The sequence below is a fragment of the Micromonospora echinospora genome, from assembly GCF_900091495.1.
GTDB lineage: Bacteria > Actinomycetota > Actinomycetes > Mycobacteriales > Micromonosporaceae > Micromonospora > Micromonospora echinospora.
On sequence record NZ_LT607413.1, the window covers coordinates 6,468,082 to 6,484,142 of the forward strand.

16 protein-coding genes are annotated in these 16,061 nt (G+C 74.9%); 3 read left to right on the forward strand and 13 right to left on the reverse strand.

Annotation, left to right across the window (positions count from 1 at the left end):
- The first annotated feature begins 122 nt into the window (after window positions 1-122).
- Window positions 123-2,015 (forward strand): adenylate/guanylate cyclase domain-containing protein, encoded by a 1,893-nt coding sequence (locus GA0070618_RS27745; protein ID WP_094977948.1) that lies wholly within the window; start codon window positions 123-125, stop codon window positions 2,013-2,015.
- A 72-nt stretch (window positions 2,016-2,087) separates the two neighbouring features.
- Here the strand turns inward: GA0070618_RS27745 and GA0070618_RS27750 are convergent, their stop codons facing one another.
- The 13 genes from GA0070618_RS27750 to GA0070618_RS27810 all read right to left on the reverse strand — a co-directional run bounded on the left by GA0070618_RS27750 (window position 2,088) and on the right by GA0070618_RS27810 (window position 15,013).
- Window positions 2,088-3,725 carry an FAD-dependent oxidoreductase gene (locus GA0070618_RS27750; RefSeq protein WP_088984252.1) on the reverse strand — a complete coding sequence of 546 codons (1,638 nt, stop codon included), beginning with the start codon at window positions 3,723-3,725 and terminating at the stop codon, window positions 2,088-2,090.
- Entirely contained in the window at window positions 3,725-4,432 is a 708-nt protein-coding gene (locus GA0070618_RS27755) for a GntR family transcriptional regulator (protein WP_170107830.1), read from the reverse strand. The genes GA0070618_RS27750 and GA0070618_RS27755 overlap by 1 nt, the downstream gene beginning before the upstream one ends.
- Window positions 4,429-5,118 (reverse strand): N-acetylmannosamine-6-phosphate 2-epimerase, encoded by a 690-nt coding sequence (locus tag GA0070618_RS27760; protein ID WP_088984254.1) that lies wholly within the window; start codon window positions 5,116-5,118, stop codon window positions 4,429-4,431. The genes GA0070618_RS27755 and GA0070618_RS27760 overlap by 4 nt, the downstream gene beginning before the upstream one ends.
- On the reverse strand, window positions 5,115-6,077 hold the full coding sequence (locus GA0070618_RS27765) for an N-acetylglucosamine kinase (protein WP_157749025.1): 963 nt from the start codon (window positions 6,075-6,077) through the stop codon (window positions 5,115-5,117). Before GA0070618_RS27765 ends, GA0070618_RS27760 begins: the two co-directional genes overlap by 4 nt.
- Complete coding sequence (locus GA0070618_RS27770) at window positions 6,074-7,099, reverse strand: ABC transporter ATP-binding protein (RefSeq protein WP_088984256.1); 1,026 nt, start codon at window positions 7,097-7,099, stop codon at window positions 6,074-6,076. The genes GA0070618_RS27765 and GA0070618_RS27770 overlap by 4 nt, the downstream gene beginning before the upstream one ends.
- Window positions 7,074-8,096, reverse strand: coding sequence for an ABC transporter ATP-binding protein (locus GA0070618_RS27775; protein WP_088984257.1), 1,023 nt, complete (start codon window positions 8,094-8,096; stop codon window positions 7,074-7,076). Before GA0070618_RS27775 ends, GA0070618_RS27770 begins: the two co-directional genes overlap by 26 nt.
- A 27-nt stretch (window positions 8,097-8,123) precedes the next feature.
- Window positions 8,124-9,635: an ABC transporter substrate-binding protein gene (locus tag GA0070618_RS27780; protein ID WP_088984258.1), complete on the reverse strand. Its 1,512-nt coding sequence runs from the start codon at window positions 9,633-9,635 to the stop codon at window positions 8,124-8,126.
- 27 nt (window positions 9,636-9,662) lie between these two features.
- Complete coding sequence (locus GA0070618_RS27785; RefSeq protein WP_088985888.1) at window positions 9,663-10,595, reverse strand: ABC transporter permease; 933 nt, start codon at window positions 10,593-10,595, stop codon at window positions 9,663-9,665.
- 13 nt (window positions 10,596-10,608) lie between these two features.
- On the reverse strand, window positions 10,609-11,532 hold the full coding sequence (locus GA0070618_RS27790) for an ABC transporter permease (RefSeq protein WP_088984259.1): 924 nt from the start codon (window positions 11,530-11,532) through the stop codon (window positions 10,609-10,611).
- A gap of 9 nt (window positions 11,533-11,541) precedes the next feature.
- Window positions 11,542-12,537: a Gfo/Idh/MocA family protein gene (locus tag GA0070618_RS27795; RefSeq protein WP_170107831.1), complete on the reverse strand. Its 996-nt coding sequence runs from the start codon at window positions 12,535-12,537 to the stop codon at window positions 11,542-11,544.
- Between the two features lie 392 nt (window positions 12,538-12,929).
- A complete protein-coding gene (locus GA0070618_RS27800) occupies window positions 12,930-13,490 on the reverse strand; it encodes a dienelactone hydrolase family protein (RefSeq protein WP_088984261.1) in 561 nt (186 codons plus the stop codon).
- Window positions 13,491-13,562: 72 nt separating this feature from the next.
- Window positions 13,563-14,528: a zinc-binding dehydrogenase gene (locus GA0070618_RS27805; protein ID WP_088984262.1), complete on the reverse strand. Its 966-nt coding sequence runs from the start codon at window positions 14,526-14,528 to the stop codon at window positions 13,563-13,565.
- 59 nt (window positions 14,529-14,587) lie between these two features.
- Complete coding sequence (locus GA0070618_RS27810) at window positions 14,588-15,013, reverse strand: DUF6766 family protein (RefSeq protein WP_088984263.1); 426 nt, start codon at window positions 15,011-15,013, stop codon at window positions 14,588-14,590.
- Between the two features lie 201 nt (window positions 15,014-15,214).
- On the opposite strand from GA0070618_RS27810, the gene GA0070618_RS27815 reads away from it, so the two are divergent.
- Both GA0070618_RS27815 and crcB read left to right on the forward strand, forming a co-directional pair.
- Window positions 15,215-15,688 carry a fluoride efflux transporter FluC gene (locus GA0070618_RS27815; protein ID WP_231931487.1) on the forward strand — a complete coding sequence of 158 codons (474 nt, stop codon included), beginning with the start codon at window positions 15,215-15,217 and terminating at the stop codon, window positions 15,686-15,688.
- On the forward strand, window positions 15,685-16,047 hold the full coding sequence (gene crcB / locus GA0070618_RS27820; protein WP_088984265.1) for a fluoride efflux transporter CrcB: 363 nt from the start codon (window positions 15,685-15,687) through the stop codon (window positions 16,045-16,047). The genes GA0070618_RS27815 and crcB overlap by 4 nt, the downstream gene beginning before the upstream one ends.
- The last annotated feature ends 14 nt before the right edge of the window (window positions 16,048-16,061 follow it).

Sequence of the window (16,061 nt, forward strand, 5' to 3'; positions counted from 1 at the left end):
GCGTCGAGATGGCGACGGAAAGTTGCATGGGGCCGACATACGTCGTTCGGCAGATCCGCCGTCGGGCCGGTGGTGCGAATCTCGGACATGTCGTCCGGCACCACGGGGGAAAGGTGAACGCGATGCACGTCAGCACAGTCACCCAGCCAGCAGCGACGACGGGCGGGGCGCGGCTCTGGCCGGTGCCGGAGGAGCGGCGCACGGTCAGCGTCCTCTTCGTCGACATCGTCGGGTCGACCGCGCTGGTCGACCGGCTCGACCCGGAGGACGTCCGGGCCCTGCAACAGGAGTACTTCGGCGCCGTCGCGGCGGTCCTGCGCCGGTGGAACGGTGTGGTGGAGAAGTACGTCGGCGACGCCGTCATGGCGCTGTTCGGCGGCGTCGAGTCCGACGGGTTCGACGCGTACCGCGCGGTGCGCGCGGGTCTGGAGATCCAGCAGGTCCTGGACGGGCGCCCGCTGGCCGGCGGGACGGTGGTGCGGCTGCGGGTCGGCGTCGCCACCGGCGAGGCCGTGGTGGACCTGGCCGCCGCGCGCGACGCCGGGCACGGCGCGGTCAGCGGCGCGGTGGTCACCCTGGCCGCCCGGCTCCAGGAGCACGCCCCCCGGGGCACGGTGATCGTCTGCGCGGCCACCCGGCGGGCCACCGCCGACCTGGTCGCGTACCGCGACCTGCCACCGGCGTCGATGGCCGGCAAGCCGGCCCCGGTCCCCGTCTGGCGGGCCGACGGGGTCGCCCCGGCCCGGCCGACCGGCGGCGAGACCCCGTTCATCGGCCGGCGGCGGGAACTGGCCGCACTGCGGGACCAGGTGGTCCGGGCGGTACGGGACGGGGCGGCCCGCTGGGTCTCGGTGGTCGGCCCGGACGGCGTCGGCCGCAGTCGGCTGCTGGCGGAACTGGCCCGGACGGTGCGGCAGGTCGACGGGGTGCCGGTGCGCTGGTGCGGCGCGCAGTGCCCGCCGTACCCGGACGTCCCGACCGCCCCGCTGGCCGCGCTGCTGCGCGACCACGCCGGGATCCGGGTCGCCGACGACCCGGCCACGGTACGGCACCGGCTGCTGGCCGCCTGCGTCCCGGCGGTCCCGGCCGGACGGCTCTCCGCCACCGTCACCGCGCTCGGGACGTTGCTCGGCGCCGACGTGGACGTCGGCGCGGCGGAGCGGTGGCGGGAGGTGCTGCTCGCGCTCGCCGGGCGGACGCCACTGGTGGTGGCGGTGGACGACGTGGACCGGGCGGCCCCGGAGGTAGGGCGTTTCCTGCACGAGCTCTTCGCCGCGGCGACGGCGCGGGCGGTGCCGCTGGTCGTCGTGGTCACCCACCGTCCGGAGTGGGGTGACCTGCTCCCCCTCGGTCCGGCCGACCGGCGGCACCGGCTGACCGTGCCGCCCCTGGGCACGGTCGACACCGGACGGCTGCTGCGCCACCTGCTCGGCGAGACGGCACCGGTGACCCGGCTGCTGCCCCTGGTCGCGGGGCTTCCCGGCCGCGCCCGGGCGTACGCCGCGCAGGCGGGCGACGACGGCCACGCGGCGGGCGAGCCACCGGTGCCGGAGGCGGTCCGCCGCAGCGTTTCCGCCCGCCTCGACCGGCTCGACGGCGTCGGGCGGGCGGCGGTGATGGCCGGCGCGGTGCTCGGTGCGGGGTTCACCGCCGAGCGGCTCGGCCGGCTGCTCGACCTGGACCCGGAGCCGATGCGGCCGGCGCTGCGGGTCGCGGCGGAGCGGGGCCTGCTGGTGTGGCGCTCCGCCCGTAACGGGTACGAGGTCGCGGACCGGGCGCTGGCCCGGGTGGCGTACGAGCGGCTGCCACGCGCCGTGCGGACCGAGTTCCGACGCCGGCTGGCCACCGCCCGCCACGACGAGTCGCCCCGACCGGTCCGGCTGGTGGGCGCGACGGTGCCCCCGGCGGTGCCGGAACCGGTTGCGGCGGCCGTGGCCCCGGGGACGACCGGCCGGGCCCGGACCCGGCCGGCGGCGACGCCGGCCGCCGCCCCACCGCTGGCCGCCAGCGCCTGAGGGACGCGTGTCACCGGTTCGCGGCCGTGCCGGGAGGCGGCGGGGCGGCCGGTGCCGGGGCGTGTGGCTCGCTCACTCCGGTGGCAGGGCGGTCCCCTCCGGCCAGCGCAGGTCGACGCCCCGTGCGGCGAGCGCGTCCTGGAAGTCCGCCAACAGTCCGGGCCGCTCCCGGACCGCGTGCGGGGTGCTCCCGGTGGTCAGGCAGAACGCGGCGAGCGCCCCGGCCGCCTCGCCGATCGACCACTCGGCCGGGTGCACCCGGTAGCAGCCGTTGGTGATGTGCGTGGTGCCCAGCGCCTTGCCCGCCGCCACCACGTTGGTCACCCGTTGCGGCAGCAGCGCCCCCAGCGGGATCTCGAACGGGTGCGCCGCGACGTCGAGGTAGCCGTCCCCGCCGGTGCTCGGGTGCAGGTCGATCCGGTAGTGGCCGGTGCCGACGGTGTCCGGGTAGCGCACCGCGCCGGCCGCGCCCCGTACCGCCACCGACAGGTCCTGCTCGGTGGGGGTGGTGACCGCCCGCAGTCGGCGGGCCTCCCGGATGTACGGCGCCTGCGCCAGCCCGTCCGGCGTGCCGGTCACGTCGGGGCGCAGCCGCAGGCCCGGGTAGCCGCAGCCGCCGTCCGGGCGGGGCGCCTCGGTCTGCAACCAGTACAGGAAGGCGTAGCTGAACTCCCGGGCCCGCCGCAGGTGCCACTCGGCGTCCGGCACGTCGAACAGCGGACCGTCCAGGTAGTCGGTCATCGGCCAGTTCACGATGGTCACGTCGCTGGGCAGCAGCCCCGGCCGGAACGCCCGCCGGTCGAGGATCCGCCGGTACGTCCACAGCTCCGGGGCCCGCAGCGCCTCCTCCATGGACGCCGCCGCGCGTTCCGGGTTGGGCGTGAACCGGCCGGTGACCGGTCGACCGGTGCGCGGGTCCGGGTAGGTCCAGCTGAACAGCCGGTCCGGCCAGCCGGGCGGGGTCAGCGTCCGCCACCGCTCGTAGCCGTCGGGGCGGTCCACGGTGTGGTCCCCGTCGACGTGTTCGAGCGCGAAGCAGACCGTGGCGGCCTGCATGTTGAGCGGGTCGGCCCGCTCGGGCGCGCTCGGTTCGCCGGTCTGGTCCCGCGACTCGGTGCCGGTGCGGTACTCGATGCCGGCCAGCGGCAGCAGCTCGCCGGTCTCGCTCGCCTCCAGCACCAGCCGGGCGGTGATCTCCCGTACCGTGCCGTCGGCCAGTCGGACGCTCACCCCGCGTACGGTGTCGCCGTCGGTGTGCGCGGCGAGCAGCCGGGCCTCGGTGTGCACGACCAGCCGGCCGGCCGCGCACCACGGGGCGATCATGGCCTGGAGCACGGCCAGCGCCGTGCGCGGCTCGTGGCAGAGCGGGCTGACCCAGCCGTTGCCGGGGTTGAGCAGGTCGCCGCCGGCGGCCTGGTCAAGGGCGTACCAGTCGCGGTAGTAGCCGCGCACGCCGCGCCGGAACCGCCGGTAGCTCGCCGTCGAGCCGGTGGTCTCGATCCACCGGTGCTCGTCCGGCGGCACCGCCTGGGAGGTGAGTTGGCCGCCGATCCACCGGTACGGCTCGACCACCACAACCCGGGCGCCGCCCTCGCAGGCGGCCAGCGCGGCGGCGACGCCGCCCACGCCTCCGCCGACGACGAGCACGTCGGTGCTCTCCCCGGTGGCCGTGCGCGCCCGGCGGGGCGCCGGGACGGTCGTGGCGGTCATCAGCCGTCCTCCCCGCGCCGCGCGGTCAACGCGAAGCGGTAGCGGTCGCCGCGGTAGTACGACACGGCCAGCTCGACCGCCCGGCCCCGCCCGTCGAACCCGATCCGCCGCACCTCCAGCAGCGCGGCGACCGGCGGGATCTCCAGCAGCTCGCACTGACGCGGGGTGGGCACCACTGCGGCGATCATCTGCTGGGCGACGACGACCTGCACCTGGTAGCGGTCCCGCATGGTCTCGTAGAGCGGGCCGTCGAGGTTCTCCACCAGCAGGCCGGGGAAGAGGTCCGCCGGCAGGTGCACCTCCTCCAGGCACATCGGCGCGCCGTCGGCCATCCGCAGCCGCTCCACCCGGTAGAGCAGCGAGCCCTCCGGCAGGCCGAGCTCTGCGGCGAGGGTGTCCCGGGCGACCACCGCGTCGGCGTCGAGCATCTTGCTGCTCGGGGTCAGGCCCCGGGCCCGCATGTCCTCGGTGAAGCCGCTCAGGCTGGTGCCCTTGGCGATGCGGGTGTCGGAGACGAAGGTGCCCTGACCCCGGATCGTGTAGATCAGGCCGTCGGTGGTGAGTTCCCGCAGCGCCTGCCGCAGCGTGGTCCGGCTGACCCCCAGTTCCTCGGCGAGGTCCCGCTCGCGGGGCAGGGCGGTGTGGGCCTCCATGTCCGCCACCCGGCTGCGCAGCACGGTCCGGATCTGGCTCAGTTTGGTGGTCATCGTGACTCCACGGGGACATGCGGGCATGCGGACGCGAACCGGCGGGTGGTGTGCACCGGGTCGGAGATGGCGGTGCCGACGACGACGGTCCACGCACCCCCGTCGAAGGCGGCCGCGACCTGGGCAGGGGTACGGTACCGCCCCTCGGCGACGACCGGAACCGGGCACCATCGGCTGATCGCGGCGACCAGGTCGACGTCCGGCCCGTCCGGCACCGTCGCGCCGGTGTAGCCGGCGAGGGTGGTCCCGACGAGGTCGGCTCCCGCGTCGACCGCGGCGAGGGCGGAGTCCACACTGTCCACGTCGGCCATGAACAGCGCCCCGCCGGCGTGGGTGGCGGCGATCAGGTCGGCCAGCCGCTCCCCGCCGGGCCGGGGCCGGTCGGTGGCGTCCGCGGCCACGATCTGCGCACCGGCGCCGGTCAGCGCGTCCACGTCCGCCCGGCTGGGCGTGATGTAGACCGGGCTGCCCGGGACGTTCCGCTTGACCAACCCGACGACCGGCACCCCGAGGGTGACCATGGCCCGCACGTGCGCCACCCCCTGACCGCGCAGCCCGGCCGCGCCGCCGAGCACCGCCGCGGTCGCCATCGCCATCATGTGCGCGGTGTCCAGGAACGGGCTCCGGGGGTCCTGCGCCTGGCACGAGACGACCAACCGTCCCCGGATGGCCTCGGCCACGTTCATCGCTTTCCTGCCCTTTCCTCGATATCACAGTGGACGACCAGTCCGGTGAACAGCGTCCCCCCGGTGGGGCGGGCGCAGAGCGCCAGGGCGCCCGCGAGCGGGTCGGCCGTGGCGGTGACCGGACGGGCGTACGGCGCTCCGACGCGCAGCGCCCGGGTGAAGGTCGGCAGCAGCAGGTCGGCGGCGGCGAACACGCCGCCGGTCCCGGCCACCGGCACGTCCGCGCCGGCCAGGCCGGTCCGGCGCAGCGCGGCCACCGCCGAGTCGGCCAGCAGCACGCCGGCCCGCCGCCAGACCGACCGGGCGTCCGGGTCGCCAGCGCGGGCCAGCTCCGCCACGGCGCCGGCGAACCCGGCGAGCTGCTCGGGCGTGGGTGGCTGCTCCCGCCAGCGGGCCGGCAGGGTCTCCAGCGGACCGAAGGTGGCCACGGCGGCGTCGAGCAGGGGTCCCGCCCGGTCCCGGTCCCGCTGCCGCAGGGCCCGCCGGAGCGCGGCCCGCCCGATCCAGTGGCCGGAGCCCCGGTCCCCCAGGGCGGCTCCCCAGCCGTCGACCCGGGCGGTCCGCCCGTCGGGCGCGGCGGCCAGCACCACCACGCCGGTGCCGGCCGCGACCACCGCGCCGGGCACCGGCCCGAGCGCGCCGAGGTAGGCGGTGACGCTGTCGTCGGCGACGTGCAGCGTGCCGCGCAGTCCCCGGTCCCGCAGCCGGCTCCGGAGGTCGTCGGTCGACGGCGTCCGGCCGTTGAGGCCGGTCATGCCGACACCGACCGCGACTGGCCCGTCGGGCGCCGGCCCGAGGTCGGCCAGGGCCGCGCCGACCGCGTCGGCGATCCGCGCGGCCGGCTGCCCCGACCAGAATCCGGGGGTACGGGCATGACCGGTGCGCCCGTCGTGGTGGGCGACCGCGCGACAGCCGCCCTGCCCCAGGTCGACGCCGATCCGCACGGGTGCGCCGCTCACCGCGACGGCTCCGGCTCGACGTCCGTCCGGCCGGCCAGGCTCGCCTCGGCGAAGTGGCAGGCGACCTGCCGGCCGGCGACGGTCCGCAACTCGGGCACGGCCTCGGCGCAGTACGGCTGGGCGAGCGGGCACCGGGTGCGGAACCGGCAGCCCGAGGGCGGGGCGGCGGGCGAGGGCACCTCGCCGCGCAGCACGATGCGTTCGGTCGGCGGGCCGGCCCAGGGGCGCGGCACCGGGGCCGCCGAGATCAGCGCCCGGGTGTACGGGTGGGCCGGTTCGTCGTAGACGGTGGCGGCCGGTCCGGTCTCCACGATCCGGCCCAAGTACATCACCGCGACGTCGTCGCTGACGTGCCGCACCACCGACAGGTCGTGCGCGATGAACAGGTAACCCAGGCCAAGGTCGTCGCGCAGGTCGGCGAGGAGGTTGAGCGTCTGTGCCTGGACCGAGACGTCCAGCGCGCTGACCGGCTCGTCGCAGACCACGATCCGGGGCGACAGGGCCAGGGCCCGGGCGATGCCGACCCGTTGCCGCTGGCCGCCGGAGAGCTGGTGCGGGTAGCGGTCGGCCAGCTCGGCGGCGAGTCCCACCCGGGCGAGCAGGTCGGCCGTGCGGGCGGCCCACCGCTCCCGGGGCAGCAGCCCCCGGTGGGCCCGCCAGCCCTCGCTGACGATGAAACCGACCGTCTTGCGGGGGTTCAGCGAGGAGTACGGGTCCTGGTAGACCATCTGGATGTCGCGGGTGAGGCGGCGACGCCGGGTGGTGTCGGCGGTGTCGATGCGCTCGCCGCCGTACCAGATCTCGCCGCCGCTGGGACGGCGCAGGCCGACGATCGTACGGGCCAGGCTGGACTTACCGCAGCCGGACTCCCCGACCAGCCCCAGGGTGCGGCCGGTGGTCACGGTGAGGTCGAGATTCTCGACGGCACCGATCTGCGGGGCCCGGTGGAGCAGCCCGCGCCGGCCGCCGGGGTAGACGACCCGGAGCTGCCGGACCTCAAGCCGCGTCTCGGGTGTGGACACCGGTCACCACCTCCTCGGCGTAGTGGCAGGCGGAAAGCTGGCCGGGGGCGATCTCCCGCAGCGCCGGCCGATCGGTGCGGCACCGGGGCCGGGCCAGCGGGCAGCGGGGGTGGAAGGCGCACCCGGCGGGCATCCGGTGCGGGGCCGGGGGCATGCCGTCGATCGGGGTCAGCCGGGCACCGGCGTGTTCCGGGGTGGGGATCGAGTTCATCAGTCCCCGGGTGTAGGGGTGGGCGGGGGTGTCGTAGACGGTGCGCAGCGGCCCCGTCTCGACGACGGAGCCGGCGTACATGACCGCGACCCGGTCGGCCACGTCGGCCACCACGCCGAGGTCGTGGGTGATGAGGATCATCGCCATCCCGTTGGCCCGACGCAGCTCGCGCAGCAGGTCCATGATCTGCGCCTGCACGGTCACGTCCAGGGCGGTGGTCGGCTCGTCGGCGATCAGCAGGCGGGGGCCGAGGGCGAGCGCCATGGCGATCACCACCCGCTGGCGCATCCCGCCGGAGAACTGGTGCGGGTAGTCGCGGGCGCGCTGGGCGGCGTGCGGGATGCCGACCTGTTCCAGGCCGGCCACCGCCCGCGCCCACGCCTGGCGGCGGGACACGCCCCGCCGTACCCGGTAGAGCTCGGCGATCTGGTCGCCGACCCGTACCACCGGGTTGAGCGCGCTGAGCGAGTCCTGGAACACCATGGCGAACTCGGTGCTGCACAGCTGGCGGGTGCGCCGTACCGGCAGGGCGGTCAGTTCCTCGCCGTCGTAGCGGATGGTGCCGCGGGCGATGGTGGCGCTGTGCCGGGGCAGCAGCGCCATCACCGCGCGGACGGTTACCGACTTGCCGGACCCGGACTCGCCCAGGATGGCCAGGGTCTCCCCGGCGTCCACGTGGAACGAGACGCCGTTGAGCACCGGGTGGGTGCCGAGCGGGCCGTCGAAGGAGACGACGAGGTCGTCGACGCTCAACAGCGGTTGCCGGGTGGGCGGTGATGCCACCATCGCAGGTCCTCCGGGTCCGGTGCCGGGTCAGCCGAGCGAGACGCCGGCGAAGTCGGGCAGGTCGTTGGGGGTCGGGGTGAAGCCCTGCACGCCCTTGCGCAGCACGACGTTGCCGCTGAGGTCGAGCGGGAAGATGCCCACCGCGTCGGCCCAGATGATCTTTCCGGCCTGGGCGTACAGCTCGGCGCGCCGGTTCTGGTCGATCTCGCTACGGGCCTGGAGCAGGATCTTGTCCAACTCCGGGTTGGCGTAGCCGTTGCGCTTGGCGGTGGAGAGGTAGAGCCGCGCCAGGGTGAAGTCGGCGTCCCCGGTGATCGTGCTGCCGGTGGTCATGGTGCTGTCCCAGTCGAGCTTGAGCAGCCGGTCGAGCCAGGTGGCCCGCTCCAGTTCCTGGGGCTTGACCACGATGCCGACCTTGGCCCAGTCGCTGATCATCGCGTCGGCAAAGGAGTTGCCGTTGGTGCAGCAGCCGGTGCTCCACATCATGGTGGTGGTGAAGCCGTTCGGGAAGCCGGCCTCGGTGAGCAGCTGCTTCGCGCGGGCCGGGTCGTAGCCGTACGGGCTCTGCTTCGCCGCGCCGAACACCGCCTCAGGCAGCGGCCCGGCGGCGGGGGTGCCGGCCTGGTCGAAGAGGGACTTCGTGATGGTGTCGAGGTTCAGGGCGTGCCACATGGCCTGCCGGACCCGGGGGTCGGTGAACGGCTTCCGGGAGCTGTTGAACCAGATGTAGTAGTTGGCGTACGTGGGGAACGAGGTGACGGTGAGCCGGTCGTCGTCACGCAGCCCGGTGAGCTGGTCCGGCGGCAGCCCCCAGGTGACGTCGATCTCGTCGTTCTCCAGCGCGGTGACCCGGCCGGAGATCTCCGGGATGTACCGGTAGGAGATCTTCTCCAGCTTCGGACGCTCACCCCGGTACGCGTCGTTGCGCACCAGCTCGACGCTCTGCCCGGCGGTGAACGAGGCGACCTTGAACGGGCCGGTGCCGTACGGGGCGGTGAAGAAGCTCTGGTCGCCGAGCTTGGCCGCCGGGGCGATCCAGACCAGGGTGAGGTTGCTCAGCACGGTGCCGAGCGCCTCGCTGGTGCGGATGGTCAGGGTGCGCTCGTCCGGGGTCTCGACCGCGGCGACGGCGGCCCAGAGTCCGGCCAGCGGTCCCTTACCGTCGATCAGGGCCTGCACGGACGCCTTGGCGTCGGCGCTGGTCAGCGGGGTGCCGTCGGCGAAGGTGACGCCGCTGCGCAGGGTGAACTGCCAGGTCAGCGGGTCGGGGTTGGTCCACTTCTCGGCGAGGTTCGGCACGATCTCACCGTCCCGCCGGGACACCAGGGTCTCGAAGACCTCCTGCACGACGGTGAGGGTGGGCTGGTCGGCGGAGTTCGCGGCGTACGGGTTGAGCGAGACCACCGGGGTCGGGTTGGCCACCCGCAGGGTGGTCCGGCCGGCGGTGTCGCCGCCGGTGTCGCTGTCGAAGGAGCAGGCGGTGAGGGTGAGGACGGCGGCCATGGCCAGCGCGCCGAGGCGGGCCTTCGGGTTTCTCATGTGTCATCCGTTCCGCTGGCGGGGGAGTTACCGGGTGGAGAGGTTCGGGTCGGAGCGGTCCCGCAGTTCGTCACCGAGCACGCCCGCGCAGACCACGAAGAGCGCGAGGACCAGCCCGGGCAGGGTGGCGATCCACCAGGCGCTGGCCAGGTGGTCGCGGCCGTTGGCGATGGTGGTGCCCCAGCTCGGGGTGCCGGGCGGGATGCCGAGCGACAGGAAGCTCAGCGACGCCTCGGCGACGATGACGAAGCCCAGTTGGACGGTGGCCACGACGAGCACCGGGCTGAGCACCGCCGGCAGCACGCAGTGCCGCACGACGTGCCACGGCCCGGCGCCCAGGGTGCGGGCGGCGTTGGCGAAGTCCCGGGACCGGGTGGCGAGGGTCTGCGCCCGGGCGACCCGGGCGAAGACCGGCCAGGTAGTGATGGAGAGGGTGAGCACCACGTTGGTGACGCTGGAGCCGAGCACGCCGGCGACGAAGACGGCGAGCAGGATGGAGGGGAAGGCGAGCTGGATGTCGGCCAGCCGCATCACCACCGCGTCGACCAGGCCGCCCAGGTAGCCGCAGAGCACGCCGAGCGCGGAGCCGACGGTGCCGGCGAGCAGCAGGGTGGCCGCGCCGACCAGCATGGACACCCGCGCGCCCTGCATGATCTGGGCGAGCAGGTCCCGGCCGACCTGGTCGGTGCCGAGCAGGGCCAGGCTGCCGTCGGCGAGCCGGCTGCCCGGCGGGAGCAGCCGGTCGGTGACCGAGGTGGCGATCGGGTCGTACCGCGCGACCATCGGCCCGAACACCCCGGCGACGAGGTACGCCGCGATGACTCCCAGGGGTGTCCAGAGCCGCAGCCGGCGACGACGGCGTCGGGCGGGGGTGCCGGCCGGGGGTGGCGTGCCGGTCGGGGTCTCCGCCGGTGCGGGCGCCACGTCGGTCAGCGGGGTGCCGGGGACGGCGCCGGTCATGTCGACCATCTCCTCAGACGCTCTCGCGGACCCGGGGGTCCAGCCGGACGTACAGCAGATCGACCACCAGGTTGATGACGATGAAGATGGCCGCGACCGTGATCACGCAGGCCTGGACGATGGAGTAGTCCCGGGCGGCGATGGCGTCGGTCATCAGCCGGCCCACGCCGGGCCAGGCGAAGACGGTCTCCACGATCACCGCGCCGCCGAGCAGGCTGCCGAACTCCAGGCCGGCGACGGTGACCACCGGCAGCAGCATGGTCCGCATCGCGTGGGAGCCGACGACCCGCCACTCGGACAGTCCCTTGGCCCGGGCGGTGACCACGTAGTCCTCGTGCAGCACGTCGAGCAGTCCGCTGCGGACCAGCCGCAGCACCACGCTGAGCAGCGGCAGGGCCAGGGTGACGGCGGGCATCACCATGGCCGCCGGTGAGGACGCCCCGGAACTGGGCAGCAGGTGCAGGAACCGGGAGAAGACCAGGATCAGCATGATGCCGACCCAGAACGAGGGCAGCGACTGGGTGAGCATGGACAGCACGGAGACCGTCCGGTCGACGAGCCCGCCGGGGCGGGTCGCGGCCAGCACCCCCAGGGCGAAGCCGACCACCAGGGCGATGGCGAAGGCGGTGAGCGACAGCGCGGCCGTGGCGCTCAGGTGGCTGAGCACCAGGTCCACCGCGCTGCCGCCGAGCCGGAAGGACTCGCCGAAGTCGAACGCGGCGGCCCGTTGGAGGAACCGGACGTACTGCACGGGCAGCGCGGCGTCCAGGCCGTACTCCCGGCGCAGCGCGTCGACGGCCGCCGGGTCGGCGTCGGGGCCGAGCACGGCGGTGGCCGGGTCCCCGTCGACCGCCCGCATGGCGAAGAACACCACGGTCGCGGCGCCGAAGAGGACCAGCACCGAGATGGCGAGCCGGCGGATGGCGTAGCGCAGCATGTCCGGTCCTCAGCCGGCGGTTGGTGGTGTCGACGCCGGGTCGGCGGCCAGGGCCGCCTCGATGCCCTCGACGATCGCGACGGCGGCCCGGCCCTCCTCGCCGCTGACCGGGGTGGGTCCGCCGGTCAGCGCGGCGTCCGCGAACGCCTCCAGCTGGGTGCGCAGGTTGTACGCGCCGCCGGGGCCGCGGCTGGGCCAGAAGTACGTGTCCAGGTAGCTGGCCGTGCCCTGACGCTGGGCGTAGAGCAGGTCGTTGTGGGAGAGGTCCATCTCCAGCAGGCCGTGCTCGCCGACGATCCGCAGCCCCGCGTCGGCCCGGGAGGGGCGGGAGTGCGGCAGCGTCCAGGTGTTCTCCATGGTGCCGATCGCCCCGTCGTCGAAGCGGACGGTGGCGTGCACGACGTCGTGGCTGGGCGAGAGGACCTTGCGGCCGACCGCGCCGGTGACCTCGACCTCGCGTCCGGTGACGAACCGCAGCAGGTCGGCGTCGTGGATGCCGAGGAACCAGGCCACCGAGGTGCGGTCCCAGATGCCCGCGCCGACCGCCTGGGAGGTGCAGCGCCAGACCTTGACGTGCCAGATCTCGCCGAGTTCGCCGGAGCGCACGATCTCGCGCAGCCGGGTCACGCGGGGGTCGAAGCGCAGGATGTGGCCGATCGTCAGGGCGTCGGGGTCGGGCCGGCCGGCGAGGATCCGGTCGCAACTGGCGGTGGAGAGGGCCATCGGCTTCTCCAGCAGCACCCGCCGGCCGGCGGCGAGCGCGGCGAGCGTCGCGTCCTCGTGCAGGTGGTCGGGGGTGCAGATGCTCACCGCGTCGACCTCGTCGAGCAGGTCCGTGATGTCCGGGACGGCCCGGACCCCGAGGGTGTCCACGGCCCAGTCGCGGTTGCGGGGTGCCGGATCGGCGACGGCGACCAACTCGACCTGCCGCATCTCGCGCAACGCGCGGGCGTGCAGCTGGCCCTGGACACCGATTCCGACCACACCGATCCTGAGGCGGTCCACGCCAGGCCTCCCATAGTTGCGTACCAATGTAAAGCTAGGTGTGTACCTAGCTCGCATAGTTGTACACCTGATCACCGCACCTGGCAAGACTCGAGATTCGCCTGCTCAGCGGCCATCTCGCGGCCGAAAGGACCGCGCGTCGACCCACGACACGGTGGGCCATCGATGGCGCCGGAAGGCACAGAGAGGTGGTGGGGACGGGTTCTCACGATGGGTGACCGTCCGACGGATGGCACCGTCCCCGGAGTTTCCCTTCGCTCGACACCCGGATACGCGACACCGCCGTCGAGCAGGGGTCGCGGGTCGTCGACGAGCTTCGGCGCGAGGAACCACCGCTCACGCAGAGTGCCTGGCGCGGGCAGGGGTACAGAGCAAAGGGCGCGGGGATGGACCTAGCCCAGGAAGGCGTGCACCCGGTCCCAGAGCCGGTCGGCGTCGACCGGCGAGTACCCAGGCATGTCGGGGTCGGTGAAGAAATGGTCGGTGCCCGGGTAGCGGTACACCTCGACCCCGGCGCCGGCCGCGTCCATCGCCCGCCGCCAGGCGTCCACCTCGGCGGGCGGGTCGTACGGGTCGGGGTCGGCGATGTGCAGGTGCACGGGCAGACCGGCGCGGACCGCCTCGGGCGCGCCGCCGGTGCCGTGCAGAAGCAGCAGCCCGGCGCTGGCGGGCCGGTCGGCCAGCAGGGCGCCCGCCACCCCGGCGCCCATGGAGAACCCGGCCAGCACCGTGTCGGCCGGCAGGTCCGCCACGGCGGCCCGGGCCCGCGCCAGGACGGTCTCGGTGCCGATCCGGCCGAACAGCGCGAAGCCCTCCTCGATGGACGCGACGGCGGGCACCCCGTACAGGTCGGGGGTGACGACCCGGTGCCCGGCGGCGCGGAGCCGGTCGGCGGCGGCCAGGACCGCCGGGCGGAGGCCGTACACCGAGTGGAAGAGCACGATGTCCCGCATCAGGCCATCGTGCCCCGTGGTCCGGCGGTCAGGCCGACGGCCGGGCGCGACGCGCCGACGTTGCCGACCGGCTCAGATCGTCAGCAGCGTCTTGCCGGTCGTGGTCCGAGCCTCGATCGCCCGGTGCGCGTCGGCGGCACGCGCCAGCGGGAAGGTCTGCCCGACCAGCGGGGTGAGCCGCCCGGCGGCGGCCGCGTCGAGGGCCCGCACCAGGTGTTCCCGGGCCACCTCCGGCGGGAAGCGAATGTCGTCGATGCCGATCACCGTGACGCCCCGGGCCGCCGCCCGCTGCGGGTCGGGCACCGCGAACGCCCCGGCGGGGGTGCCGTGGGCGGAGTAGCGACCGCCCGGTTCCAGCAGGTCGAAGGCGGCCCGGCCGTACGCGCCGCCGGCCCCGTCGAACACCACGTCGAGGCCACCGGTGACCGTCCGCACCCGGTCGGTCCAGTCCGGCGCGGAGTAGTCGACGACGTGGTCGGCACCGAGCCCCCGGATCCGGTCGAGCTTCGCCGCGCCCCGGGCGGCGGCGACCACCCGCGCCCCGGCGGCGTGGGCGCACTGCACGAGCAGCGCGCCGAGGCCGCCACCGGCGGCGGTGACGAGCACCCGGTCGCCGGGGCGGGGTGGGATCAGGTCCAGCACCCCGAACGCGGTGGTGCCGTCGTGCAGCAGCGCCGCCGCCTCCCGCAGGCCCACCGGCTCCGGCACCGGGACGAGCCCGTCGGTCGGGACCGCGACGCGCTCGGCGTACCCGCCGCGTTCGCCGGTGCGGGCGACCACCCGCCGGCCGGCCCAGGCGGGGTCGGCGCCCGGCCCGACCGCCGCCACGGTGCCCGCTACCCCGACGCCCGCCCGGTACGGCGGCTGGACGGGGAAGTAGCGACCGCCGTGACCGCTGCGGATCATGGTCTCCACCCAGAGCACGTCCGCCACGGCCACGTCGACCACGACCTCGCCCGGTCCGGGCGCCGGGTCGGGCACCTCGATCAGGGTGAGCACCTCCGGCCCACCGAACCTGGACACCTCGACCACCCGCATGGCGCTCCCCCGTTCCGTCGTCGACGCCGACCAGCCTCCGACGTGAAGCGGGGTTGAGGTCAAGGGCGGTCCGGGTCGAGGCCGCGCTCGCGCAGCAGCGCGTCCAGCTTGGCCTCGATCCGCTCGTCGGACTCCCGCGACTGGGAGGAGCCCCAGTAGTAGAAGAGGGCCAACCCGGCCGCCTGCCAGATCAACTGGAGGAACTCGCTCTGCCAGTTCTCGAACGTGCTGGCCAGGAACTGGGGCAGGAAATCCCCCCAGGCGAACGACTCCCCGTGCTGCCGGGCCTCGTTGCCGGCCACGGTCATCTGGAAGAGGAACTGGCCGATCCAGGAGAAGACGAAGAGCGCGCCGGTGACCAGGGCGAAGGCGTACGCCCGGGGCCAGCGCGGCTTTCGGAAGGGCGGGCCGTCCCGGCGGCTCCCACCCGTACGGACCGGCGGAGCCGACCGGTCCGTGGTCGGTACCGTGCTCTCCCCCATCATGTCTCCCCCCTCCGGTGGACGACGCTGTCGGGACCGGAATTGCCCCCGACCAACCGGGCTGAAACCGACATTGCGGGTGCGGTCGGCGGACGGTGGGGCGACGCGCCACGTCCCGCTAGGCTGGCGTCCGGCGTCGTCGCCCCGCCGGCTCCGCCCGACGTGGCGACGCGGTGCCCCGATCGACGTACCGGTGGAGGAGCGGTGTCCGACAGTCCCCGCCCCGGACCCGATGGCGGCCCGGGCTTCCCCGCCGCCCGGCCGACACCGCTGGCGACGATGCTCGCGGTGGTCGCCGCGGGGGGTGTGGTCGGCGCGCTGGCCCGGGCCGGGACGCTCGCCGCGTTCCCCTACCGACCCACCGCGTTCCCCTGGTCGACGTTCGCCGTGAACGTGGTCGGCTGCCTGCTGATCGGCGTGCTGATGGTGCTGCTCACCCGGGTCTGGACGGACCGGCCGCTGCTGCGTCCGTTCCTCGGGGTCGGGGTGCTGGGCGGGTTCACCACCTTCTCCACGTACGTGCTCGACGTGCAGCAGGCCCTCCGGGCCGGCGTGCCGGGGACCGCGCTCGCCTACCTCGGCGCGACGGTGCTCGCCGCGCTCGGCGCGGTCTGGCTCGGCGACGCGGCCACCGGCTGGCTGCTGGACCGGACGCGGGCGGGCGGGTCGGCGCGGTGACCGTGCTGCTGATCGCGCTCGGCGCGGCCGTCGGCGCCCCGCTGCGCTACCTGGCCGACTGGGCGCTGCGAGCCCGGTTCGGGTCGGCGCTGCCGTGGGGGACGCTCGCGGTGAACGTGGCCGGTTCGCTGCTGCTCGGCGTGGTCCTCGCGATGCCGGTCGACCCGGCGGTGACCGCCGTGCTGGCCACCGGCTTCTGTGGCGCGCTGACCACCTGGTCGACCCTCTCGTACGAGACGCTGCGCCTGGGTCGGGACCGCCGGCGCGGCGCCGCGCTGGGCATCGTGCTGCTCAACGTGACCGTCGGGCTCGGCGCGGCGTGGGCGGGGCTGCTCCTCGCCCGACTGGTCGCCGGTTGACGCCACGGGCGCCC